Origin of the sequence: Bombella intestini (assembly GCF_002003665.1) — a bacterium.
Taxonomy (GTDB): Bacteria; Pseudomonadota; Alphaproteobacteria; order Acetobacterales; family Acetobacteraceae; genus Bombella; species Bombella intestini.
This window is the reverse complement of sequence record NZ_JATM01000003.1, coordinates 294,720-317,360: the sequence shown is the minus strand read 5'-3', so window position 1 is coordinate 317,360 and position 22,641 is coordinate 294,720. Positions and strand designations below refer to the sequence as shown.

The window sequence follows — 22,641 nt, the reverse complement described above, 5'->3', positions numbered from 1 at the left end:
GCCGATATTACCGTTCTCAGTTCGTTGCCACAGCACAAGCCTGCGCCTGCGCATGGAGCCGGACACAAAGCTGGCGGGCGGCTGCTCTGTCCTCAAAACCGCCAACACGCAACCGGATAAAGGTTTTTCCATCCCGCTCCACCTTCCGATACACCGGCTCATAACTCCCCAGAAGATCGGGAAGCTTACGGCGCAGGCGGCTCCACTCCTGTCGGGCTTGTTCATCACTCCCTAGAGCGGCAAGCTGAACCTCGTACCGGCCAGCTCCCCCCACTGCACCAGCACTTTTCCGATGGACCTCTGCTGGAGCCGATGGCGCAGGAGAAGTCTTTTTGGCAGGCGCTGGTGGAGGCAGCACATCCCCCGAAAGGTCATTATCAGCCACAACCGCTTTGCGGGCTGGTGTGGGCTTCTTTTTCACCACGGGCTTTTTAACTTCTTCCTCGGTTCCTGCATCTTCAGCTTCATCCTCATCATCCCCGGAGGAAGATGCAGTAGCCTTTGGTGCTGGTGTATCCCCAGAAGATGGGGCCTTATCCGCCGTAGCTGTCTTAGCAGGTTTATCCGCTACCGTCTCAGACGGATGGGGTGTACTCTGAGCCTGCTCATCATGCGCCACGTCATCACCGGTTGCCTCGGTTTCATCAGCTTGTGAGGCAGCAGCCTGCTCGCCTCCAGCAGGCGCATTATTGGTCGTTCCGTTACCAGAAGAAGCAGGGGGTGATGTCATGCGCCCTGCGAGGAGGCTTGCATCAGGCTGCTCTGGCGGAGGGGCCAGATGCACGGCTCCCCGGCCAGTTACATCACTTTTTGTCGTGTCATCCCCCATGACCATCATGCCACCGGGGTCTGCTGGACGATCCTTCACAGGGTAAGGTGGTGGCCCGATGACAGGCACACCAGACGGATGATGGCTTGCTACCCAGCTCCATACTCCGCCAACGCCTAACAACAGGACGGCCCCTGCCGCACCAAGTACCATCAGCCCCCGTGTGCCGGACTGCCTTCCCATAAGTGAAGCCAGCAGGCTCGGTCTTGCCTCGGCCCGCTCCCCCCGGTGTGCATCCGGGCGGTAGCTGCGAGGCGGCGGCCTGTAACTTCCCCCACCCAGACGATCATCCGCCTGCGGTGGGGCTATATCATTATGGTAATCGTCCGGCATGGACATGGCTTAGCGCAGCTCCTCTACGGCCTCGACACCGAGGATACCAAGGCCGATCCGCAGGGTTGAAGCAATGGCTGCCACAAGGGCAAGCCGTGCCTTGCTAGCCTCCGGTGCGTCATCCTGAATGAAACGCAGGCTGGTGTCTTCCCGCCCACGATTCCAAAGCGCATGGAAATCAGACGCCAGATCAATGCAGTATGTAGCAATACGATGCGGCTCCCGTGCAAGGGCAGCAGCCTCGATCTGCCGGGGCAGATTGGCAATGCGGCGCAGGACAGCCAACTCTTCATCTGCCGTCAGGATGGACAGGTCCTGCCCAGCGAGGGCCTCTTCCGTTACCGCAGCGGCACCATAAGTTTCTTCCCCAAGCCGCAGGACAGAGCGGCAACGGGCGTGAGCGTAATTAACATAGAAGACCGGGTTATCACGGGTCTGCGCCACAACGGCGTTTAGGTCGAACTCCATCTGAGCATCGGCCTTACGGGTCAACATGGTGAAGCGTACGGCATCCCGCCCTACTTCATCAATCAGATCCCGCAGGGTGACAAAGGTTCCGGCCCGTTTGGACATACGCACCGGCTCGCCATCCTTCACCACACGGACGATCTGGCACATGACGACTTCGAAATCCGTCTTGCCCTCTGTCAGGGCAGCAACGGCGGCCCGCATACGGGAAACATACCCGCCATGATCGGCCCCCAGAACGTCAATCAGCAGGTCAGACCGGGACGCCTTGCGGGCGTGATAACCGACATCATTAGCAAAGTAGGTATTGGAGCCATCGGACTTCCGCAACGCACGGTCCTGATCATCCCCAAACTCTGTAGAACGGAACAGCGTCTGCGGGCGGGCTTCCCAATCTTCCAGCTTCTTGCCCTTGGGCGGCTCCAGCACGCCTTCATAAAGCAGGCCACGTTTTTCGAGGTTCGCAATAGCGGCATCTACTTCGCCACTCTTTAGAACCTCGGCTTCACTGCTGAAAATCTCGTGATGAATCCCCAGTGCGGCGAGGTCATCACGGATCATGCCCATCATATGCTCAAGGGCTTCAGCACGGACAGTCTCGAACCATGTCGTTTCCGGGGCGACACCACCATCAGCATTGGCAAGAGAGCGGCCATGCTTTTCGGCCAGAGCCTGCCCAACAGCGATGAGATACTCACCCTGATATTGCAGACCGCTCGGGGCCAGCTCTCCAAATTCCTCAGCAGGAATGTCTGTGCCAATGGCCTGAAGGTAACGCCAGTATGCCGCCCATGTCAGGGCGATGACCTGTGCGCCAGCATCGTTGACGTAATATTCCCGTGTAACCTTAAAGCCTGCTGCATCCAGCAGATTTGCCAGCGCGTCGCCCACAACAGCACCACGACAATGGCCAACATGCATTGGGCCTGTCGGGTTAGCGGACACATATTCCACATTGGCACGCCGCCCCGCCCCAAGGCTGGACCGCCCATAGGCAGCACCACGCTTCAGCACGGCTTTGGCAACATCGTGAAACAGGTCTGGCTTCAGCGTCATATTCACAAAGCCCGGACCGGCCATTTCCACATGGGCAATCTCTGGCAAGCTAGCCAATTCGGCAACCAGCTCTTTGGCAATTTCGAACGGCTTACGCTTTGCAGGCTTGGCGGCCAAAAGGGCAGCATTGGTGGCCATATCGCCATGAGCTGCATCCCGAGGCGGCGTGACTTCCACACGAGCAGCAACATCATCAGGCAGGTCCGGCAGAACCGCCTTGAGGGCTGTTACAACCTTCTCCCGCATGACGGTGAAAAGACAATCCGGGGATGATGCTGTCGGGGCAATGCCTGCCATATTCTATAACTTTCTCTTCAAACCTGTCAGAAGCCCCACATGGAGCCACGATCAACTACATGACAGGCCCGTTGCTCTGCCTGTCATTCCTGCGTTTACCCACTATAAAAGCCACCGCTTCTTTTTGAAACAGTCCAGAGGGCACGACCTGCCCCCTTAACCCAGAACGGAGATGTCCATCAGGCGGCGATGTTCCTCCATGGCGAAGCGGTCTGTCATGCCAGCAATATAATCGGCTACAATGCGGCGGGCAGCTTGTTCGTTTCCCGCTCGCCGCCGTTCCAGTGCCATTTCCTGCCACGGGGGCGGCAGTAATTCTGGCTCATTCCCCAGAATGGTGCATATCTCCGCCAGAGCGATGCGAGCCTTGCGGGTCATTCGCCGGACACGCCAATGCCGATACATCCGAGCATGGAGGAATTTCCTAATCTCCTTATTCCGCTCGGCCATCTCTGTAGAAAATTCCACCACGGCACGACCTGCATGGCGGACATCATCAGCACTCTGCGGGGCCAGCTCCTCCAGATTGCGACGGCTCTGCGTGATCAAATCACTGACCAACCGGTTGATGACACGTCGTACCGTTTCGTGGCGAATGCGCTGAGCACTGTCGAGAGCACTGTGCCCGGACCAGTCCAGAGAGCGGGCCTCATCCAGACAGGCCTTTAGCAAGGGAACCTCTTCAATATCCTCAAAATGCAACAGACCAGCACGGAGACCATCATCAAGATCATGCCCATGATAGGCGACATCATCGCAGATGGCAGCGATCTGCGCCTCCACAGAGGCATGGCTGGTCAGGTCCATCGGGTATCGGCCATCAAAGCTAGCCAACCACGGCGCAGGACGCCGGACAGGCCCGTGATGTTTAGCCAACCCTTCCAACGTTTCCCATGTCAAGTTGAGACCATCGAAACCATGATAGCGGGCCTCAATCTCAGTGACCTGCCGGAGGGATTGGATGTTATGATCAAACCCGCCCCAGTCCTTCATGGCGGCCTGCAACGCATCCTCACCAGCATGACCGAAGGGCGTATGACCAAGATCATGCGCTAGTGCGATGACCTCTGTCAGGTCTTCATTAACCCCCAGCGTGCGGGCTATGGAGCGAGAAATCTGGGCGACTTCCAGCGAATGGGTCAGACGTGTGCGGAAGAAATCTCCCTCATGATTGAGGAAGACCTGCGTCTTATACTGAAGCTGCCGAAAACCCGAAGAATGCAGCACACGGTCTCTATCCCGCTGCCACGGTGTACGGGTTTGGCTTTCCGCCTCCGCAAACTGTCGCCCACGGGCACCCTGACGCTGTACTGCGTATCTGGCCATTTCCATCGTCCGTCCCCATATCCATGCGGGCCGCATGAAGCATACAACCTTTCCGGTTTCGATTCTTGGCGGTCAGCTTTATAGTGTCAACAGCATCTCCACCATTTCGGCCTCAATGGTGTGAGTATTTATGACGATGTGGAGAGAGTTTTCCATGGCCGACTTTGACATTTCAGCGGCGGCAGCTGCCCGTATCGCAGAGATTATCAGCCAGCAGTCCGAGCCAGATGGCATGGCCCTACGTGTGTCTGTCCTTGCTGGCGGGTGCAACGGGTTCCAATACCAGTTCAAGCTGGTACGGGAAAAGCAGGATGATGATCATATCATTGAGAAAGACGGTGCCCGTGTGTTCATCGACCCGATGAGTTTCGACCTTCTGGAAGGAGCTGAGCTAGACTTTGTCGATAAGCTGATGGGAGCCCATTTTACCGTCAACAACCCCAATGCCGCCTCATCCTGCGGGTGTGGCAGTAGCTTTTCACTCGCCTGACCTTCCCTTCCTCCCGGAGACCCTGCGCCCCATGTCCCTGACCTTTGCCAGCTGGAACATCAACTCCATCCGTACCCGTGCCCACTTGGTAAAGGACTGGCTGGACCGTAACCCGGACTGCACCCTGCTGTGCCTTCAGGAGATCAAATGCGAGGCGCATCAATTCCCAAAGCTCTTTGAGGACGCTGGGTTTCACGTCGCCGTGGCGGGGCAGAAGACCTATAACGGGGTTGCCCTCATCAGCCGTGTGCCGCTGACCGTCACGACCGATCATCTGCCGGGTTTCGAGAGTGACGAAGCCCGCTATATTGAAACTGAATTGGATGGCACCACCGTTGGCAACCTCTACCTGCCAAATGGTAACTCAGGCGGTGAAGCGGGGTTTGCCAAGAAGATGAACTTCTTCGATGCTCTGCATCAGCGATCCCTGAATTTGCAAAAGGAAGATCGCTCCTTCGCTTTCATCGGGGATTACAATGTTTGTCCCACGGATGAGGATTACGCCCCCAAGGCCCTATCCCCGGATGATGCCCTACTCCGCCCGGAAAGCCGTGCGAGCTTCCGCCGCCTCCTCTGGTCCGGCCTGACGGACGCCCTGCGCTGCCTGCACCCTACGGGGCGGCATTACACTTTCTGGGATTATCAGGCAGGGGCCTACCAGCGTAATTCTGGCCTGCGGATCGACCACGCCCTGCTCTCCCCTCGCCTGGCCGACCGCCTAACCAGCTTCATCATTGATAAAGATGAGCGAGGCCGGGAGAAGCCATCCGACCATGTGCCGGTGGTGGTGCGCCTTTCCTAAACCTGCGTTTTCACCAATTTCCGGAATAATGCTTCCGCTTGCTCATGCACGTCCGTGCCCGGCTTAGGTAAAGTCATGGCCTCTGCATGGGCAAATTCAGTTTCAATCAACTCATTTACGGTAGGAATGGGCGGACCACTCTGCTGCTCCCGGCTTCTGGATTTCAGATGCAACAGCTCCCGGATAGGTTCCAGAACAGAAGCCGGAACCGCACATCCCTGACAGAGAGCCTGAAAATTCATGGGTGGCTTGCCGTTTTCATGCAGGCGCATCCAACGCAAAGCCATAGCAGGACGTAGCGCATAGAACAGCCGCTTGTATCGGGTGCTGCCATCATCATTCATGGCCCGCTTCCAGCTGTTCCGCCCCAAATTCAAATAATGCTGCTGGCAGCTTAATCCAGCCTCAATCTGACGGGCAAAAGCCGCCAGCTCATCCGCTTCCTCCCGCCATAAATAACGCACCGGGCTGACCAGCCATTCCAACAGGGTTGGGTTAGGTTTTGTCAGCAGGTTCAGAGCTTTGCGTAGGTCCCAACCATTCACGTCCAAATCATCAGAGATCGGTAGTTCGATCACATCCCGACCCGGCGTTAAGGACAGATACCAGTCCAACCGATGGCGATAGACAAAGCGCACATCGTAATCGCTATCTGGTGATGGAAAGCCCCAAGCACGGCTACCACTCTCCACGGCGAACAGAATTTCGATCCCATGCTCCTGCTCTATCTGATGCAGGCTAGCCATGACCTCCTCCCGCACAGACGGTGCAATTTCGGGCACGTAATCCGGCATGACCTCATCAAAATTCATTCGCCACAGGCTCCTTATTTATCCTTTCTCAAACCTTGCGCCAGAGCCGAGAGGAAGGAAACCGCTTGATTTTAAAAAATATTTTAATGATAAAATTAATTTTAAGAATCACTCTCAAGAAATAGGTTCATGCGTACAACTCTTCGTCCCCTCATCACCTGCTCTACCTTAGCTCTCTGCGCCTCTACGCCCGGTTGGGCAGAAACAGACCCGGCTCCTTCCAACACCCTTCCCATGTCCACACCTGTTCCCAACGAGCAGAACGACCTCAAAAAACACACAAACAATACGAAGAAAAAAAGACCTCCTACCCACAAACCCAAGCAAGAGCTGATCCATGTCTACGGCAATGGGCATGTCAGCTACGGAGCTGAAGAAAGCAGTATCGGGGACAAGACGGGGGTGTCCTTCCTCCAACAGACACAGACAGCCAATGTCGTCACTCATCAAACGATCAAAGACATGGACCCCCAGACCATGGAGGACATTGCCAAATATATTCCCGGCATCACGATCGGCAACAGCTTTGGCGGCACGCAGGACAGCCTACTAAAACGGGGCTTCGGTGGGCCTGATGACGGGTCCATCCTACGAGACGGCGTACGCATGCCCATAGGCCGCAATTTCACCACCGCCACGACCGAACGGGTCGAAGTTCTGAAAGGTCCCGCCTCGCTGTTCTACGGAATGCAGGAGCCGGGTGGCGTTATCAACATCATCACCAAGCAGCCCCGCAAAGACTGGGCAGCCTCCTTCAACAGCTCATGGGCCTCACTCGGCGGAGGTTCTGGGACGCTGGATGTGGGCGGCCCTCTCACAGCCAACAAGGAGCTGACCTTCCGCCTGATCGGAAACTTCAAGAATGAAAATTACTGGCGCAACTTCGGGGCAAACAAAGACAAGATCGTCGCACCAAGCCTGCGCTACGAACATAAACGATTGAAGCTCGACCTCTCCTACCAGTGGGAGGATTATCACAACGTGTTGGACCGTGGGGCCTTCTTCTATAACGGCAAGCCGATCAGTGGGCGTAAATACCGGCTGGATGAACATTGGACGGCTGATTATGGCACCCGCCATCTGCTGGCAGGTGCAGCAGAATACCGGCTGACACAGCATGACCGGATACGCCTTACCAGCGGTTGGAATGCAGACAGGTATCACGATCGGCAAGCAGACCCACGGGATTATAACCCTACCACGGGCATCCTTCGCCGCCGCTTTCGCAGCAATACGGGCACGACCCGTGCAAATAGCTATGTCGCGCTAGATGTCATTTCCGAGCACAGGCTGCTCGGCATGACGCATAAAATTGCCATAGGCGGCGACTACGAAAACCGGCGCATCACACAAGGAAGCTTCTTAACTGGAAGCACCTATGGCGGGTTCCGCCCCTCGGACCCTGTGTATGGCCAGCTCCCCATGAAAGGCGTAGATGATAAAAGCCTCGGCTATTATCATACCCGCATTAACAGTGCGTCTTTCTACGTCAAAGACAATATCCATATCGGCCACGGTATTACCATTTCCCCGGGTGTCCGGTACCAGTGGTTCCATTATTCCTATGGCGGTGGGGAACCATTCGTCAAAGCCACGGACTCCTCCTACGCCAAGCCGCTCCCTTTCATCGGGGTTGTGTATCAACCCACCAAGCATGTCTCTTTTTTCTGGGATTATTCCCAGTCCTACAACCCCAACCAGATATCCCCCGGCACGGTGCTGACCAGCGGGTACAAACCTACGAGTGGACGGCAATTTGAAGTCGGTGCCCGCTATCAGAAGGGCTTCCTGACAGCAGATGTTGCCCTCTACAACATTCACAAAAAGAACATTCAGCAAACCGATGGACAGACCGAGACCGGAGCCCTACGGCAGCGTCTTTCTGGCCTGGCCGGTTCCAAAGGCGTAGAGGCCGAGATCAATGGCCGTCTCACCCGCCATTGGAATATCATCACCAACTACGCCTATACCTACGCCCGCACCATGAAGGACATTCCCGCTACACAAGGGAAGCTGCTCACCAACGTGGCCCGTCATACAGGCGGTGGATACCTAACGTATCAGACCAATCTACCCTGGCATCAATCCAGCCTGCGTTTTGGGGCGGGAGCACGCTATGTCGGACGGCGTCCCGGTGATGCCCGCAATAGCTTCTGGCTACCCGGCTATGCCACGGTGGACCTCTTCGCTGCATGGAAGATCCGGAAGGTTTACGGCCATACAGCCAGTGTACAACTCAATGCAGACAATATTGCCAATAAGGCCTATTTCATCTCGAGTTCGGGAGCCAATACCCGTGTCTCATGGGGGCAAGGACGGACCATCCGGGTCAGTATCGGTGTTTCCTTGTAAAGATGTAAACACAAAAAAGGCCGGAGCGGATTACACCGCCCCGGCCTTCTCTCTATATCAAACCGTCAGATCAAAAACCTGAATCAGTCCTTCTTCTCTGGAGCTTTGTTGCCACCAGCAGAAGGCTTCGGCTTAGGGAGGTCCAGCTTGAGAGAAAGCTCCTTCAGACGGGCCGGCTCAACCGGAGCCGGTGCTTCCATCATCAAGTCCTCACCGCTCTGGTTCAGCGGGAAGAGAATGACCTCACGGATGTTCGGTTCATCAGCCAGCAGCATGACAATACGGTCCACACCCGGCGCAGCACCACCATGCGGCGGGGCACCGTAACGGAAGGCATTAAGCATCCCGCCAAAACGAGCTTCCACCACATCCGGGCCATAACCGGCGATCTCAAAGGCCCGCAGCATCACCTCTGGCAGATGGTTACGCACGGCGCCGGAAGACAGTTCCACACCGTTACACACGATATCGTACTGATAAGCCTTAATGGTCAGCGGGTCTTGTGTATTCAGAGCCTCAAGGCCGCCCTGCGGCATGGAGAACGGGTTATGAGAGAAGTCGATCTCACCCGTTTCCTCGTTGCGCTCATACATCGGGAAGTCCACAACCCAGCAGAAACGGAAGGCATTCTGCTCGATCAGCTCCAGATCAGTCGCCACCTTCGTGCGGACCACACCAGAGAATTTAACGACCTCATCGCCCTTACCAGCAGCAAAGAAGACCGCATCCCCAGCCTTTAGGCCGCAGATTTCACGGATTTTCTCGACACGGTCAGCTTCCAGATTCTTGGCGATCGGCCCCTTGCCGCCTTCCTCATCAAAAATGATGTAGCCAAGACCACCAGCTCCTTGCTCCCGTGCCCAGTTATTGAGCTTATCAAAGAAGGCACGAGGGCGGCTGCCAGCACCCGGAGCCGGAATAGCACGCACCCGGCCACCAGAGGCTGCAATACGAGCGAACAGACCGAACCCGGAATCAGCGAACTGCTCCGTCACATCTTTGATAATCAGCGGGTTGCGAAGGTCTGGCTTGTCGGACCCATAATCCCGCATGGCATCAGCATAGGGGATGCGGGGGAAAGCCCCATCCGTGATCTTCCAACCTTCTGGCGTGAACTCATTGAAGACACCTGCCAGCACCGGCTCCAGCACGGCAAAGATATCTTCCTGCGTGGCGAAGGACATCTCAAAGTCGAGCTGATAGAACTCGCCGGGGCTACGGTCCGCACGGGAGGCTTCATCACGGAAGCACGGGGCGATCTGGAAATAACGGTCGAACCCAGCGACCATTGCCAGCTGCTTAAACTGCTGCGGAGCCTGCGGCAGAGCATAGAACTTACCCGGATGCAGGCGAGCCGGGACGAGGAAGTCCCGTGCGCCTTCTGGGGAAGACGCCGTCAGAATGGGGGTCTGGAACTCTGTGAAGCCCTGCTCAACCATACGGCGGCGCAGGCTTGTAATAACCTGACTGCGGAGCAGGATATTGCGGTGCATCTTCTCACGCCGCAGGTCGATATAACGGTATTTCAGGCGCAGCTCTTCGGGGTAATTCTCATGCCCAGCCACCTGAAACGGCAGTACCTCAGCACGAGACTGCACGTTAATCTCGCTGGCACGGACCTCTACATCGCCTGTCGGCAAGGATGGGTTACGCTGCCCCTCCTCACGCACCACGACCTCACCCGTCACGGTGATGACGCTCTCCACACGCAAACGCTCGGCCTGTTCCAGCAAGGCACCCTCAGAGGGGATGACGATCTGCGTCACGCCGTGGCTATCCCGCAGGTCGATGAAAAGCAGACCACCATGATCTCGCTTGCTGTGAATCCAGCCAGACAGCCGTACGGTCTTGCCTGCATCATCAGCACGCAAGGCGTTACAGAAATGGGTACGGTACTGGTGCATGAATTCAAACCTCGTCAATTTCTTCATGGCCCGGTCCTGTGCAGGCTTTCCCTGCCCTTCCGGCTCACTGCATGGAATGGCGGCTACGCCCTGAACGCAGCTCTCCTCATAAGGCCGTTTCCTACCCTAATCGCCGTGGAAAGCCAATCTTAATCGGCAGGCATCTACCTACTACTACCCCCTACAACCACCTCAGGACAGGTCGTAACTCCGGTATTTCCGCAAGACACGACGCCTGACTATATTAAGGACATAACGCTTTATAGTGTAACTAAAGGTCTCAAAACGGACCTCTGGCCTGATAACGGGCTTCTGCCCGAAACTTGCCAGCATTTTGGCCGTACGGACGGACCCAAAACCATCAAAATCGAAAATCAAACCCCGTTTCTTAGCCTGTTCAAGCGCTTTCCATATCAAAAGCATATTCAAACCCGGCACTTTCGAGTTACGGACCCGAACAGCCTGCCAATAATACAGTACGTTATCATCCCAGATGAGCAACGCTGCCGAAACGGGCACCTCACCATCATAAGCATACAGTGCTATGGCCTGCCCCCGGCTATAAGCCTCTGTGAACAAAGCCCGCAACAAAGGATAATCATGATGGTTCTGTGGCAGCTCCTGCTCAACCAAAGTGATGAACAGCTCAACATCCGCAGATTCCTGAACCGAAAGTTTTTTATCCGCCGTACGGATGAGGTTCCTAGTCTTTTGGTCGCAATCCTGCCACGCTGTTTCCAACGATTTTTCGGGCATGATGCGGAATGTAAATCCCTGATATACTTTAAAACCGGCCAGTCGGAACGCAAATGCAGAATCATTTTCTGGGTCTAAATAAAAATGAACGCCATGATACTTGGGGAGTCTGGCAATAGTTTGATCTACAACATGACGGATATTTTGCTCGTAACGAAATGTTTTAGAAGGCGGTAATGAGAAGTGCGGGCCTAATGTCCGGGTATATTTTGGCATCCTTATTACATAAGAACCCAACCGCTTCTTCCTTACAAAAGGGAAACGGGAGACAATTTTCCCACCCATTTCTACATCAATAGAAGAAAATGTCTGACGGCTGACCGTAGCAAGCCACCATTCCTGGTGGAAAATGGGAATGGATAGCCGAGACGAGACATTGTTACCCATGACAACCATAAATAGTGAGAGTGAATGAAGACGCCTTCTATCACCAACATCCACAATATTGAATTAATAATTTTTTTAATAAAGACAAAAAACAAATTGTAGATATTCCGCTATATGAAAATAATTAAAATAATATAAAAATTAAACTCATTATTTATAAATGAGAACATAAAATTATGGGGTTATTAATTTACATATCCTAAATACCATTTAAAAATCAGAAATTATACTACCTTCCGAACTTCCTAACGTTCTGCCCGTGCCGAAAGACTTGACGACAGTCATCTCACACGACTGTCGTCCGCACCTCTTTCGCCACGAAATCATCAAAATCAACAGCAGCCCGCGCCATAGCTGACGAACGCCCAGCCGAAACCAACGCCACCACTTTTGGCCCCCGCATATAAGCGGCCATAAAATCAAAACCGTTTAGGTCTCCCTCAATCAAGACCCGATCAAATGGGCCTCCCCAGCCTATATATTCCAATTTTTTGCCGAATTGCTGCGTCCAATACCATGGAACAGGCATGGGCTGGCGGGGTAGCCCCAGAATAGTCCTAGCAGCAGCCCGCCCTTCTATTTGCGCTTGCCGCCAATGCTCAACCCGGCAAAACGTCCCCTCATGTTGAAATATCGCAACATCACCGGCAGCATAGACACCCGGCATCACCCGCATATCCTTATCCACCACAATGCCTGTCATCCCATTCTTTGAATCCTTGCCGATATGATCCGGCAAGAAATCACGGCACGGCTCACTACCAATAGCAACGAGAACATGAGTGCAGGGAAGTTTCATGCCATCATCCAGCTCAATCCCTTCCACCTGATCCGTCCCGCAAATACGCACCACTTTGCTATCGGTAACAAAAGCCACGCCATTATCGGCATGTAGGCGTTGCAGAATACGCCCCACCTCACGCCCCCACTGGGCTTCCATCGAGATGGCCTGCTCCGGGGCAATGATCGTGACACCGGCACCTTTCTGCCGAAGGGCAGAAGCAAGCTCCAGCGTGGTCAGGCCACCCCCGATCAAAATAACCGCCTGCTCACCTGTGATACATTCTGCAATCTGCCGAGCATCACGCACGCCATGCAAAGTCATGACGCCATCCAGTTCGATACCGGGCAAAGCAGGCTTCACCGGCTGACCACCTGTCGCAATCAGCACATGGTCGGCACTGTAATCCCGCCCGTCGGCCAGCTCAACCCGCCGTTTCTTACAGTCCAGCGAGACGACTCTACCCTGTACACGGGTGATCTCATGATGAGCAAAAAAGGCTTCATTCAACAGTAAGGGCGGCTGTACCTTATCCGGCCCACCAAGGAAAATACCCTTACTCAGCGAGGGGCGATCATAAGGGGGAAGGCTTTCCTCACCTATCAGCACAATGCTTCCCCCAAAGCCTTCCTCTCGCAAGGTGTAAATGGCACTAGCCGCCGCTGCACCACCCCCCAAAACCAACACGGAACTGTCTTCCATGCACTTCTGAGCCTCACCAGCACTGATGGGGCTTACCCCCACTAGAACCCGCCCCTCCACAAGTCGGACGGGATAAACAGGCAGGCTAGAGAAAGCGACAGGCTCTTTTACCTTGCCATCCCGCACGCCGAATACCGCTTTATGCCACGGACAAACAACCACATCGCCATGCACTTTACTGTGGCAATGAAGACGCCCTCGCAATGGTGCTCCTTTATGCGGGCAGCGGCCTCCTACGGCATGGACCTCTCCCCCAACACGGATCAGTGCAATAGACTGCTCCTTGATGAGAACAGAAAGGACTTCCCCTTCTTTAACATCTTCCACCGCAGCCACATCATACAGGGTACGGTCTGGCTGCTGATCGGGTGTCGCCGCACTAACATCAGGTCCAAGAACGGGTCGGGGCGCTTCTTCCATAAATCTTGTCCTGTTGTTCTCCGTCAGGCCCCTGCGGGCACACCCTCCCCCGAACATGAGGCCGGCCATGCTCGGAAGGTTTCACAAAATGGGCAAGGCCCTCCAAAGACCTTGCCAGCTGTATCATCTGTTAGGCTGTATCAGAAAAAATCATCCCGGCCCATGTCATTACCATCATCAACCGGTGCGTCCTGCGGGCCAAAATCCTGCGGAGAGAACCCGGCTGCATCCGTTCCACTCCCAGCGAAGGGGTCCTGATAATTATCACCGTAATTATTAATGATGGTCGTCTCGCTGCCAAAACCATCACCGGCACCATCGCCCATGCTCTCATGGGTATGCTCACCACCATGTTCACCGGAGAACAAACCCTCCAAGGCATGAGCAGCCATCATACCACCAGCAACACCCGCTGCGGTCGACAGGGCAGACCCTAGAAAGCCCGAACCAGACCGCCCAAACATGCCCGGCTGATAACCCGGTGGTGGAGCGTAAGCCCGGCCCATTTCGGGCGCAGCGGCACCGGAGGCAGGCCCCCAGCCCGGCGGAAGGGATGCACCACGAGGCGGCGGCGGAGCAGTTGGCCCCCGGCTAAACAAACCAGAGAAGAACCCGCCAGACTGCCCACTGCTCTGCTGCCCCGGCTGGCTAGCCTGCTGTTGAAGCTGTGCAATCTGCCCCCGTGCCTGCTGAAGCTGGAACTCTAGATCACGGATACGGGCCTGCGCCTGCGAGAGTGCAGCCTCCTGCACGACAGCCAGCTGCGTGATACGGTAGCGGGCTTCCGGGAAACGCTGGAAGTTCTCGGCAATGAAACGGTCCGCCTCCGGGTCAATCGGCGGCAGGGAGGCCGGACTCTGGCCATTGGGCAATCCCACGCCCCCACCAACACGGGCCACAAAGCGACTTATGAGATCACGTTCTTCCGAATTCATGGGCGTGCTGTCCTTCACAACTACTCGCAGCCCCCCACCCGCCCGACCGGACGCAATGCGGGAGATGCTGCCTCTTTGATCCCACATGATATGATACAGCTCTGCATCCCCTGCAAGGCCTCGTCCTCTTCCCTCCAGCAGGCCCCGCAGAATTACACCCATTATGCAAACCGCCTCACAAGGAACAGCCATGCTAGAGTAGCAACTTCTTTACCCCCTCTGCCCCTGCCCGCTAGCGATCTGGGCGGTCATCCTGTAATGTACGGCCATCTTTACGTTAATGGAGCCTAGTGAATTGTCCACATCCCGGCCCCCCTGCTTTCAGGATCTGATCCTGCGCCTTCATCAGTTCTGGTCACAGAAGGGCTGTGCCATTCTCCAGCCTTACGATACTGAACTGGGTGCAGGTACGCTTTCCCCTCATACAACTCTGCGTGCGCTAGGGCGCAAGCCGTGGGCAGCTGCCTATGTGCAGCCCTGCCGCCGCCCCTCCGATGGCCGCTACGGGGAAAACCCGAACCGCCTCCAGCATTATTACCAGTATCAGGTGCTGCTCAAACCCACACCGCAGGAAAGCCAAAACCTGCTACTGGAAAGCTACCGTGCCATTGGGATTGACCCCGAAAAGCACGATATCCGCTTCGTGGAAGATGACTGGGAAAACCCAACCATCGGGGCGTGGGGGCTTGGCTGGGAAGTCTGGTGTGATGGTATGGAAGTCACACAGTTTACCTACTTCCAGCAGGTCGGCGGTATCCCAACTGTTGTCCCCTCCACTGAGCTGACCTACGGGCTGGAACGTCTGGCCATGTATGTGCAGGGTGTCGAGAATGTCTATGACCTCGACTTCAATGGCCGGGGCCTGACCTACGGGGATGTGTTCCTCCGGGCTGAGCGGGACTATTCACGCCATAACTTCGAGCTGGCCGATACGGACATGCTCCTTGCCCAGTTCAAAGCAGCCGAAGCCGAATCCATCCGCCTCTCCGAAGCTGGTGTGGCCCAGCCTGCCTACGACCAGTGCCTGAAGGCCTCCCATCTGTTCAATCTGCTGGATGCACGGGGTGTCATTTCCGTTTCGGAACGTGCCTCCTATATCGGGCGTGTGCGCACGCTGGCCAAAGCCGCCTGCGAGGCATGGCTTGCTGGAGACGAGGAGGAAACCTCCCATGGCTGAACTGCTTCTTGATCTGTTCTGCGAAGAAATCCCCTCGGGGATGCAGGCCCGTGCTGCCGCGGACCTCACCCGCCTGCTGGAACAGGCTCTCGCCGACCTGAAGCCTCGCAACATCCGCAGCTTCTACGGTGCTCGCCATATCGCTGCCAGCCTTGAGGTAGATGAGAGCATCCCGACCCGCACTATTTCTGAGCGTGGCCCACGGGAGAATGCTCCAGAAAAGGCCCTAGCCGGTTTCTCCCGCAAACATGGTGTCAGCCCTGATGAACTGACAAAGGAAAACGGCTTCTGGGTTCTCAACCGCACCCTGCCGCCCGTCAAAGCGGCAGAGCTGATTGCCGAGCAGCTGCCGGATTTGCTCTGGAAGTTCCCGTGGCCCAAAGCCATGCGCTGGGGTAACGGCTCCCTCTTCACATGGGTGCGCCCGCTTCATCACATCGCCTGCCTGCTGGATGGACAGACCGTTCCCTTCACCTTGGCTCGTCAGGATGATGATGCCCACGGGCTGAAGAGCGGCAACGTAACCGAAGGCCACCGCATCCTTTCCCCCGGCACGTTCACCGTCACCAACACCGAACAATGGCTGAAAGAGCTGGAAGCTCGCCATGTCGTCATCAATGAAGACAAACGGGCAGATCTCATCCGTCAGGGGGTCCATAAACTAGCCGAAGACAAAGGTCTGACGCTGGTGGAGGATGAAGGACTGGTTCAGGAGGTTAGTGGGCTGGTAGAATATCCTGTTCCCCTGCTGGGCCGCATTGACGATGCCTTCATGGACCTCCCGCCGGAAGTCATGCAGGTTTCCATGCGGGTCAATCAACGGTATTTCGCCCTGCGCACACAGGACGGCAAGGCAGCCCCTTACTTTGCCTTCGTGGCTAACCAGACCTTCAGCGATGGGGGGTCACTCTGCATCGCCGGGAATGAGCGGGTACTGCGTGCCCGTTTCGCCGATGCCCGCCATTTCTGGGACCTCGACCGCAAGACAAAACTGGCCGACCGTGTCGCCGCGCTGAAACTCGTTACCTTCCATGCTAAATTAGGCACGCAAGAAGCTCGAGCACAGCGCATCAGCACTCTGGCAGGCATCATCGCCAAGGCTATGGGGCTGGATGACACGCAGGTAAAAAATGCCGAACGGGCCGGACTGCTTGCCAAGGCTGACCTAACAACCGGCATGGTTGGTGAGTTCCCCGAACTTCAGGGCGTGATGGGCGGATACTACGCCGCCCATGATGGCGAAGCCCCAGAAGTAGCACAGGCTGTTGCCGAGCATTATATGCCCCGTGGCCTACAGGATGGCACAGCCAGTGCCCCCGTCTCCATCGCCGTTGCCCTAGCGGACCGGCTGGACATGCTGGCTGGGTTCTTTGCCATTGGCGAAACACCCACCGGCTCTGGCGACCCATACGGCCTGCGCCGTGCTGCCCTTGGGGTAATCCGCACCATCCGGGATAATGGCCTGCGCATCGACCTCGGCAGCCTACTTTCCAAAGCGGCGGAAGCCTACGCTGGGAAAGACGGCAAAGACTCCGCTCTGGATGAGCTAGAGCCCTTCTTTACGGATAGGCTCCGGGTCCAGCTCCGCAATGAAGGCCGCCGTCATGACGTGCTGGATGCCACCCTAGCCGTCACGCAAGTGCAGGAAGATAAGAGCCTCTTCACCGACCATCTAGATGGCGACCTTGTCCGCCTGCTCAGCCGTGTGGAAGCACTCTCTGACATGATGGGTACGGAAGATGGCCAAAATCTTCTAGCAGCCTACCGGCGTGCCACGAACATCCTACGCATCGAAGAGAAAAAGGACGGGCCACACCATCAGGCACCTGAAGCGGCCCTCTATGTACAGGATGAGGAGCGTGAGCTGGATGCAGCCCTAAACGATGCTGGACCGAAGATCACAGCCAGTCTGGCCGATGATGACTTCACCAGTGCTATGCAGCATCTTGCAGTCCTGCGCCCGATCATGGACCGCTTCTTCGAGGCTGTGACTGTCAACGCTGATGATGCAGGCCAGCGGCTCAACCGCCTACGTCTGCTTTCGGCCTTCAGCCGCAGTGGCCAGCTAATCGCTGATTTTGGCCGCATCGAAGGCTAATCATCACCATCATAAACAAACTATAAGAAAGGCCGGTGGGATATTCTCTCACCGGCCTTTTCCATATCCTTCCTCAGGAGGAAGGGCTATCTGTCAGAAAAATTTTGGCACCGAAGGCGATAAATACCAATCCCGTTAGGCGATCCAGACGGCGTACCACGACGGGACGGTTAAAAAACTGTGCCAACGGGACCGTCAGAGCCACCAGCAGCCCCAACCATATGAAGGTCAATACAACCTGGATCACCACTTGCACCAGCGTAAACGCCACCACATCCGTGGCAGGCGGAATAAACTGCGGGAAAAAGGTGATAACAAAAATGCCTGCCTTGGGGTTGAGAAGGTCCGTCAACATTCCACGGCGGAACCCCGGCCAGAAGGCATTGCGATGCTCCACCTGCCGGGCCTGTTCCGGCCCCGCCTCCGTTGTCAGTGCCATGCGGGGCCGCAGAAGCTGATTGGCACCAATCCAGACCAGATAAACTGCACCAACACATTTCACGATAAAAAACGCTGTAGAAGACGCCGCCAGAAGAGCCGTTAGCCCAAACGCCGCTGCCAGCCCCCAGAGGCTCAGCCCCACGGCGATGCCAAAAATAGCCCCGACCCCGGCACGCCGCCCATCGGAGGCAGCCGTCCGCAAGACCATGACGGAATCCAGCCCCGGCGTAATGGTGAAGATCGCCGCTGCGGTGGTGAAGGCCAGCAGGGGAAGAAACCACTGATGCATAAAAACAGACACCTGAAATAAAACCGGCCACGACACTCCGTTGTAGCCCGATGTCTCCCAGATGGGGTCTCGACCCTACGGTTCCAATAGATCAGTCAGGGTCATCCCGATGCACCCAGCTGGAGAGTAGCAGACCAAAGCCGAACATCATGGTCAACATGGCTGATCCCCCGTAAGAGATCAATGGCAAGGGCACACCTCCAACCGGAATAACCCCCATAACCATGGAGAGATTGACCACGCAGTAGAGGAAAAAATCCATCGCAATGCCCAGCCCAACCAACCGACCAAAACGGTTCCGGCAGCGCAAGGCAATCAGCATGCTACTAAGTGTGATCAAAAAGAGAAGCCCGATAACAACTGCCCCGCCTACATAACCCCATTCCTCCCCAATCATGGTGAAGATGAAGTCGGTCTGCTTCTCCGGCAGGAAGCTCAGCTGCCCCTGTGTACCATGAAGATAGCCCTGCCCCCAGCGGCCCCCCGCCCCCAAAGCGATACGGGATTGGAGAATATTATAGCCTGCCCCTAGTGGGTCCCGCTCCGGATGGAGGAAGGTATCAATTCTAGCCTTCTGATAATCGTGGAGGTGATTATAAATGAACGGCCCAAGAAACGGCAGCGGCGACACCAGAATGATGATCTGCCACCAACGCATCCCAGCGGCAAAGAACAATGAGGCCCCAATCACGCCGACAATGGTTGCCGTCCCCAGATTAGGTTCCTTCAGCACCAGAACCACTGGCAGAAGCGTCAGAAGGGCCGGGATAATGAGCCGTAGCGGATTGCCCATACGCTCCCGCCCTATGCGGTAGAACCATGTCGAAAGCATGAGAACCAGCGCAATTTTGGCGAACTCGGAAGGTTGAAACTGGAAACCACCTAGATTGATCCAGCGTTCCGCCCCTTTACCCACATGCCCCATCTTCAGCACCAGTGCCAGAAGCAGGATGGACAGGCCATAAATAGGCACAGAGAGCATCCGCAACACCCGGGGGCTTGCCAAGGCCACACCCAGCATCATGAGCAGCCCGAAGCAGAAACGGATAAGCTGGGGCTGGGCGAAGGATTCTGCTCGCCCCCCACCGGCGGAATAAAGGGCAACATAACCAACACCTGCCAGACAACAAACCAGCAGTACAAAAAACCAGTTGATCTGCCAAAGCCGGGAGAACATGCGCAGATTGGGTTCCGCCCGCAACAGACGGCGAGCAGTACGGGGAACTGTAAAGTCCTTCAGCGACATGCCATCCCTTTTGCCTCAGTCATCCAAGCCGTCAGCCCGTGCAACAACCCCTCTGGAAAGAGATGTCCGGCTGGCTGGGTCCCTGATGAGAGTATCCGTCATGATCTGCGCTGCAAGCGGTGCCGCTTCCGTTGCGCCAGCATTACCATGTTCCACCACAACAGACACAGCATAACGAGGATTATCGTATGGGGCGAAGCAGATAAACAAAGCATGAGGGCGATACTGCCACGGTAGGTTCATAGAATTAAAATGCCCACTCTCACGCAAAGCCCGCGGGACATTCCGCACCTGTGCCGAGCCGGTCTTACCCGCCATCTGCACACCCGGTAAATTCAACCGCGCCGCTGGTGCTGTGCCCTGTGGCTCATTCACCACGGCAAACATCCCCCCCCGGGCCGCTGCCAAGGCCTCCCGTGCGAAAGGCAGAGGCTCAGGGGTCGGCACAATCTCCCGCCCGCTTACAGATCGTAAGAGATGCGGCTGAACAATACGCCCTGTCGCCAGACGGGACACATAAGTGGCCAGTGCCAGCGGTGTCGTCTGCACTAACCCCTGCCCAATACCGGCATTGACCGTATCCCCACCATTCCAGTGATGCCCATGACGGCGGCGCATCTCTGGCGTGGGGACGGACCCTGACCGCACATGAGGCAACTCTATCGGCAGTGCCCCATCCAGCCCCAGAATGGCCGCTGCCTCATGTATGGACTCCATGCCACAACGGCGGGCCACCTGATAGAAATAGACATCGCAAGAATACTTCAATGCCTGATGGAGGTTAATCGACCCATGCCCATAGCGGCTCCAACAATGGAACCGCACGCCGCCCATATCGTAATAACCGGGACAAGAGAAACGGTCTGACGGGGTAATCGCATGAGCCCTCAACGCCGCCAGCGCCACAGCAGGCTTAAAAGTGGACCCCGGCGGATACAAACCAGAGACGGCCTTATCCACCAACGGCGTGCGCTGATCGGTAAGCAGGCTGTTCCACTGTGTCCGGCTGATACCACCATCAAACAGAGTTGGATCAAAAGAGGGTGTGCTAACTAGCCCCATTACCTCGCCATTGCGGCAATCCATCACCACAGCACTGGCTACACGCTCGCCTATACGATCCTTAATGCGTGTCTGGAGGACTGTATCCAGTGTCAGCTCCAGCCGGGAACCTGGCTGACCCTCCACACGTTCCAGCTCTCCCATGACACGGCCATGGGCATTCACCTCCATCTCCACCGTACCGGGCTGGCCACGGAGATGGCTTTCCTGCGTCTGCTCCAGCCCAGCACGCCCGACCTTCATACCCGGCAGGGCCATAATACCATCCCGCTGAACATCCGCCTCATTGGGTGGGGCCACATAACCAATGATATGAGAGAGCAGCTCCTTGAGCGGATACTCTCGTGTCGTCCCCACATCAATCAGAACACCGGGCAATGTTGGAGCATTCAGCCCCAGACGGGCCACGTCATCCCAAGACAGGAACTCCTTGAGGGTCAGCGGAACATAACGGCGAATATGTTTACGGTCGTGTTCGATACGGGCTCGGTCACGCTCATCAAGCGGAACAATCGTGGCGAAACGGTCCACCACGGCCTGAAGGTCCGTTGTTTCTTCCGTCATGACCAGTGCCCGCCAGTTGGGACGATTCCCGGCCAAAAGAACACCACACCGATCGTAAATCTCACCACGGGCGGGAGCGATCTGACGGCGGCTTGTCCGATTACGGCGGGCCTGTTCCTTCAGTTCATCCCCGTGGACGACCTGCATCTCATACAGGTGATGAGCCAGCGTCCCCATGACACCTGTCTGCACCGCCAAAAGCAGCAGGGCTCGGCGTGTGAACATACCCCCACCGACAGCCTGCTCCTCTGAGAAAGACAGGTCAGCGGCTGGACCACTTCGTTTCCGAAATGGCGGACGGGTTTCATCACGCCGGAAGAACATTGCTCAATATACACTTAAAGAAAGATTAAAAAAAGGAAAACTCAAGGCTTCCATGTTTCAGATAGCCATAGTCTATTATAATCTATCGTGTTTTTCCATAACAGAAAGCCCCCACAAATACAGAACATGCAGGAAAGGATAGCTCCCCACAGCAAGAGATTCCTGAAAAACAATGGGATAAACTGACAAAGCTCCCCGCACCCGGATGACCATCAGCACCCAGTCCGTCATAGCTTCTCCCAGAACGATCAACCCGTACAAAATCCATGACAACAGGAATCCACGACGGGAAAGACCGACACGGCAACCATGAGCCACGCCATAAGCCACCAGCATCCAAAAAAGAAGCACACCCGGGGGATTGGCACTGAACAGCTCGATCACCAACCCGCTACAGAACAGGCCAAACAGCGGCATGAAGGCAGGACGGTATAACGCCCAGAACCAGACCGTACCTAATGTTAGTGCCGTCTGAAGTTCAGTTTGCCCCAGAATACCGAATGGAGCAGACAGCACAAAAGCTAGAAACACCATGATGATACAGGGCGACAACTTGCGCCGTACCCGAACCATCAGCTTGCGCTGCCGCACACCTTCTAGTGCCTCATGGTCCAGCCGCCCTTGCTCCAACCGTAATGCCATAATCTTGCACCCGTTGCTATCTTCCCGGCCCCATGCCCCCTCGGGAATAATGTGCTTACCCATAGAAAGCAAACATTCCAAGAAGCAGAACACATCTTTAGGGCTATTTCCGGTCCAGGGTCAGAACCATGTCCGAAATATACCATCG

General features: G+C 56.0%; 17 protein-coding genes. 5 read left to right on the top strand and 12 right to left on the bottom strand.

Features of this window, described 5'->3' with window-relative positions:
• Positions 1–16 precede the first annotated feature (16 nt).
• The 3 genes from AL01_RS06265 to AL01_RS06255 all read right to left on the bottom strand — a co-directional run bounded on the left by AL01_RS06265 (position 17) and on the right by AL01_RS06255 (position 4,315).
• Positions 17–1,168 carry an SPOR domain-containing protein gene (locus tag AL01_RS06265; RefSeq protein WP_077396591.1) on the bottom strand — a complete coding sequence of 384 codons (1,152 nt, stop codon included), beginning with the start codon at positions 1,166–1,168 and terminating at the stop codon, positions 17–19.
• 3 nt (positions 1,169–1,171) lie between these two features.
• Positions 1,172–2,983, bottom strand: a complete 1,812-nt coding sequence (gene argS, locus AL01_RS06260; protein ID WP_077396590.1) for an arginine--tRNA ligase — start codon at positions 2,981–2,983, stop codon at positions 1,172–1,174.
• Positions 2,984–3,139: 156 nt separating this feature from the next.
• Complete coding sequence (locus AL01_RS06255) at positions 3,140–4,315, bottom strand: deoxyguanosinetriphosphate triphosphohydrolase (RefSeq protein ID WP_077396670.1); 1,176 nt, start codon at positions 4,313–4,315, stop codon at positions 3,140–3,142.
• 148 nt (positions 4,316–4,463) lie between these two features.
• On the opposite strand from AL01_RS06255, the gene erpA reads away from it, so the two are divergent.
• Both erpA and xth read left to right on the top strand, forming a co-directional pair.
• Positions 4,464–4,799 (top strand): iron-sulfur cluster insertion protein ErpA, encoded by a 336-nt coding sequence (erpA, locus tag AL01_RS06250; RefSeq protein WP_077396589.1) that lies wholly within the window; start codon positions 4,464–4,466, stop codon positions 4,797–4,799.
• A gap of 31 nt (positions 4,800–4,830) precedes the next feature.
• The gene (gene xth, locus AL01_RS06245; RefSeq protein ID WP_077396588.1) at positions 4,831–5,601 is read left to right on the top strand and encodes an exodeoxyribonuclease III; all 771 of its coding nucleotides are present in this window, start codon (positions 4,831–4,833) and stop codon (positions 5,599–5,601) included.
• On the opposite strand, the gene AL01_RS06240 is transcribed toward xth, so the two are convergent.
• The gene (locus tag AL01_RS06240; protein WP_143280711.1) at positions 5,598–6,413 is read right to left on the bottom strand and encodes a nucleotidyltransferase domain-containing protein; all 816 of its coding nucleotides are present in this window, start codon (positions 6,411–6,413) and stop codon (positions 5,598–5,600) included. The two genes, xth and AL01_RS06240, sit on opposite strands and share 4 nt — an antisense overlap.
• Before the next feature lie 129 nt (positions 6,414–6,542).
• Here AL01_RS06240 and AL01_RS06235 point away from each other — a divergent pair, with 129 nt between their 5' ends.
• The gene (locus tag AL01_RS06235; protein WP_241502736.1) at positions 6,543–8,765 is read left to right on the top strand and encodes a TonB-dependent siderophore receptor; all 2,223 of its coding nucleotides are present in this window, start codon (positions 6,543–6,545) and stop codon (positions 8,763–8,765) included.
• An 83-nt stretch (positions 8,766–8,848) separates the two neighbouring features.
• On the opposite strand, the gene aspS is transcribed toward AL01_RS06235, so the two are convergent.
• The 4 genes from aspS to AL01_RS06215 form a co-directional block, all read right to left on the bottom strand.
• The gene (gene aspS, locus AL01_RS06230; RefSeq protein ID WP_077396668.1) at positions 8,849–10,669 is read right to left on the bottom strand and encodes an aspartate--tRNA ligase; all 1,821 of its coding nucleotides are present in this window, start codon (positions 10,667–10,669) and stop codon (positions 8,849–8,851) included.
• 192 nt (positions 10,670–10,861) lie between these two features.
• Positions 10,862–11,425, bottom strand: a complete 564-nt coding sequence (locus tag AL01_RS09405) for a GNAT family N-acetyltransferase (RefSeq protein WP_158075944.1) — start codon at positions 11,423–11,425, stop codon at positions 10,862–10,864.
• Positions 11,426–12,098: 673 nt separating this feature from the next.
• Positions 12,099–13,715, bottom strand: a complete 1,617-nt coding sequence (locus AL01_RS06220) for an FAD-dependent oxidoreductase (protein WP_077396585.1) — start codon at positions 13,713–13,715, stop codon at positions 12,099–12,101.
• Between the two features lie 140 nt (positions 13,716–13,855).
• On the bottom strand, positions 13,856–14,650 hold the full coding sequence (locus AL01_RS06215; RefSeq protein WP_077396667.1) for a DUF2076 domain-containing protein: 795 nt from the start codon (positions 14,648–14,650) through the stop codon (positions 13,856–13,858).
• A gap of 280 nt (positions 14,651–14,930) precedes the next feature.
• On the opposite strand from AL01_RS06215, the gene AL01_RS06210 reads away from it, so the two are divergent.
• Both AL01_RS06210 and glyS read left to right on the top strand, forming a co-directional pair.
• Positions 14,931–15,827 carry a glycine--tRNA ligase subunit alpha gene (locus AL01_RS06210; RefSeq protein WP_077396584.1) on the top strand — a complete coding sequence of 299 codons (897 nt, stop codon included), beginning with the start codon at positions 14,931–14,933 and terminating at the stop codon, positions 15,825–15,827.
• The gene (glyS, locus tag AL01_RS06205) at positions 15,820–17,925 is read left to right on the top strand and encodes a glycine--tRNA ligase subunit beta (protein WP_077396583.1); all 2,106 of its coding nucleotides are present in this window, start codon (positions 15,820–15,822) and stop codon (positions 17,923–17,925) included. Before AL01_RS06210 ends, glyS begins: the two co-directional genes overlap by 8 nt.
• Positions 17,926–17,998: 73 nt before the next feature.
• Here glyS and AL01_RS06200 read toward each other — a convergent pair whose 3' ends face one another.
• The 4 genes from AL01_RS06200 to AL01_RS06185 form a co-directional block, all read right to left on the bottom strand.
• On the bottom strand, positions 17,999–18,655 hold the full coding sequence (locus AL01_RS06200) for a LysE family translocator (RefSeq protein WP_077396582.1): 657 nt from the start codon (positions 18,653–18,655) through the stop codon (positions 17,999–18,001).
• A gap of 91 nt (positions 18,656–18,746) precedes the next feature.
• Complete coding sequence (rodA, locus tag AL01_RS06195) at positions 18,747–19,901, bottom strand: rod shape-determining protein RodA (RefSeq protein ID WP_077396581.1); 1,155 nt, start codon at positions 19,899–19,901, stop codon at positions 18,747–18,749.
• A 15-nt stretch (positions 19,902–19,916) separates the two neighbouring features.
• Entirely contained in the window at positions 19,917–21,752 is a 1,836-nt protein-coding gene (gene mrdA / locus AL01_RS06190) for a penicillin-binding protein 2 (protein WP_241502735.1), read from the bottom strand.
• 174 nt (positions 21,753–21,926) lie between these two features.
• On the bottom strand, positions 21,927–22,556 hold the full coding sequence (locus AL01_RS06185; protein WP_077396579.1) for a hypothetical protein: 630 nt from the start codon (positions 22,554–22,556) through the stop codon (positions 21,927–21,929).
• Between the last annotated feature and the right edge of the window lie 85 nt (positions 22,557–22,641).

Coding starts and splice junctions, on each gene's coding strand:
- erpA (WP_077396589.1), top strand. CDS start 4,464: ATGGCCGACTTTGACATTTCAGCGGCGGCAGCTGCCCGTATCGCAGAG.
- AL01_RS06255 (WP_077396670.1), bottom strand. CDS start 4,315: ATGGAAATGGCCAGATACGCAGTACAGCGTCAGGGTGCCCGTGGGCGA.
- AL01_RS09405 (WP_158075944.1), bottom strand. CDS start 11,425: ATGCCCGAAAAATCGTTGGAAACAGCGTGGCAGGATTGCGACCAAAAG.
- AL01_RS06220 (WP_077396585.1), bottom strand. CDS start 13,715: ATGGAAGAAGCGCCCCGACCCGTTCTTGGACCTGATGTTAGTGCGGCG.
- xth (WP_077396588.1), top strand. CDS start 4,831: ATGTCCCTGACCTTTGCCAGCTGGAACATCAACTCCATCCGTACCCGT.
- glyS (WP_077396583.1), top strand. CDS start 15,820: ATGGCTGAACTGCTTCTTGATCTGTTCTGCGAAGAAATCCCCTCGGGG.
- AL01_RS06265 (WP_077396591.1), bottom strand. CDS start 1,168: ATGTCCATGCCGGACGATTACCATAATGATATAGCCCCACCGCAGGCG.
- mrdA (WP_241502735.1), bottom strand. CDS start 21,752: ATGTTCACACGCCGAGCCCTGCTGCTTTTGGCGGTGCAGACAGGTGTC.
- AL01_RS06235 (WP_241502736.1), top strand. CDS start 6,543: ATGCGTACAACTCTTCGTCCCCTCATCACCTGCTCTACCTTAGCTCTC.
- AL01_RS06210 (WP_077396584.1), top strand. CDS start 14,931: ATGGAGCCTAGTGAATTGTCCACATCCCGGCCCCCCTGCTTTCAGGAT.
- AL01_RS06185 (WP_077396579.1), bottom strand. CDS start 22,556: ATGGGTAAGCACATTATTCCCGAGGGGGCATGGGGCCGGGAAGATAGC.
- AL01_RS06215 (WP_077396667.1), bottom strand. CDS start 14,650: ATGAATTCGGAAGAACGTGATCTCATAAGTCGCTTTGTGGCCCGTGTT.
- AL01_RS06200 (WP_077396582.1), bottom strand. CDS start 18,655: ATGCATCAGTGGTTTCTTCCCCTGCTGGCCTTCACCACCGCAGCGGCG.
- aspS (WP_077396668.1), bottom strand. CDS start 10,669: ATGCACCAGTACCGTACCCATTTCTGTAACGCCTTGCGTGCTGATGAT.
- AL01_RS06240 (WP_143280711.1), bottom strand. CDS start 6,413: ATGAATTTTGATGAGGTCATGCCGGATTACGTGCCCGAAATTGCACCG.
- argS (WP_077396590.1), bottom strand. CDS start 2,983: ATGGCAGGCATTGCCCCGACAGCATCATCCCCGGATTGTCTTTTCACC.
- rodA (WP_077396581.1), bottom strand. CDS start 19,901: ATGTCGCTGAAGGACTTTACAGTTCCCCGTACTGCTCGCCGTCTGTTG.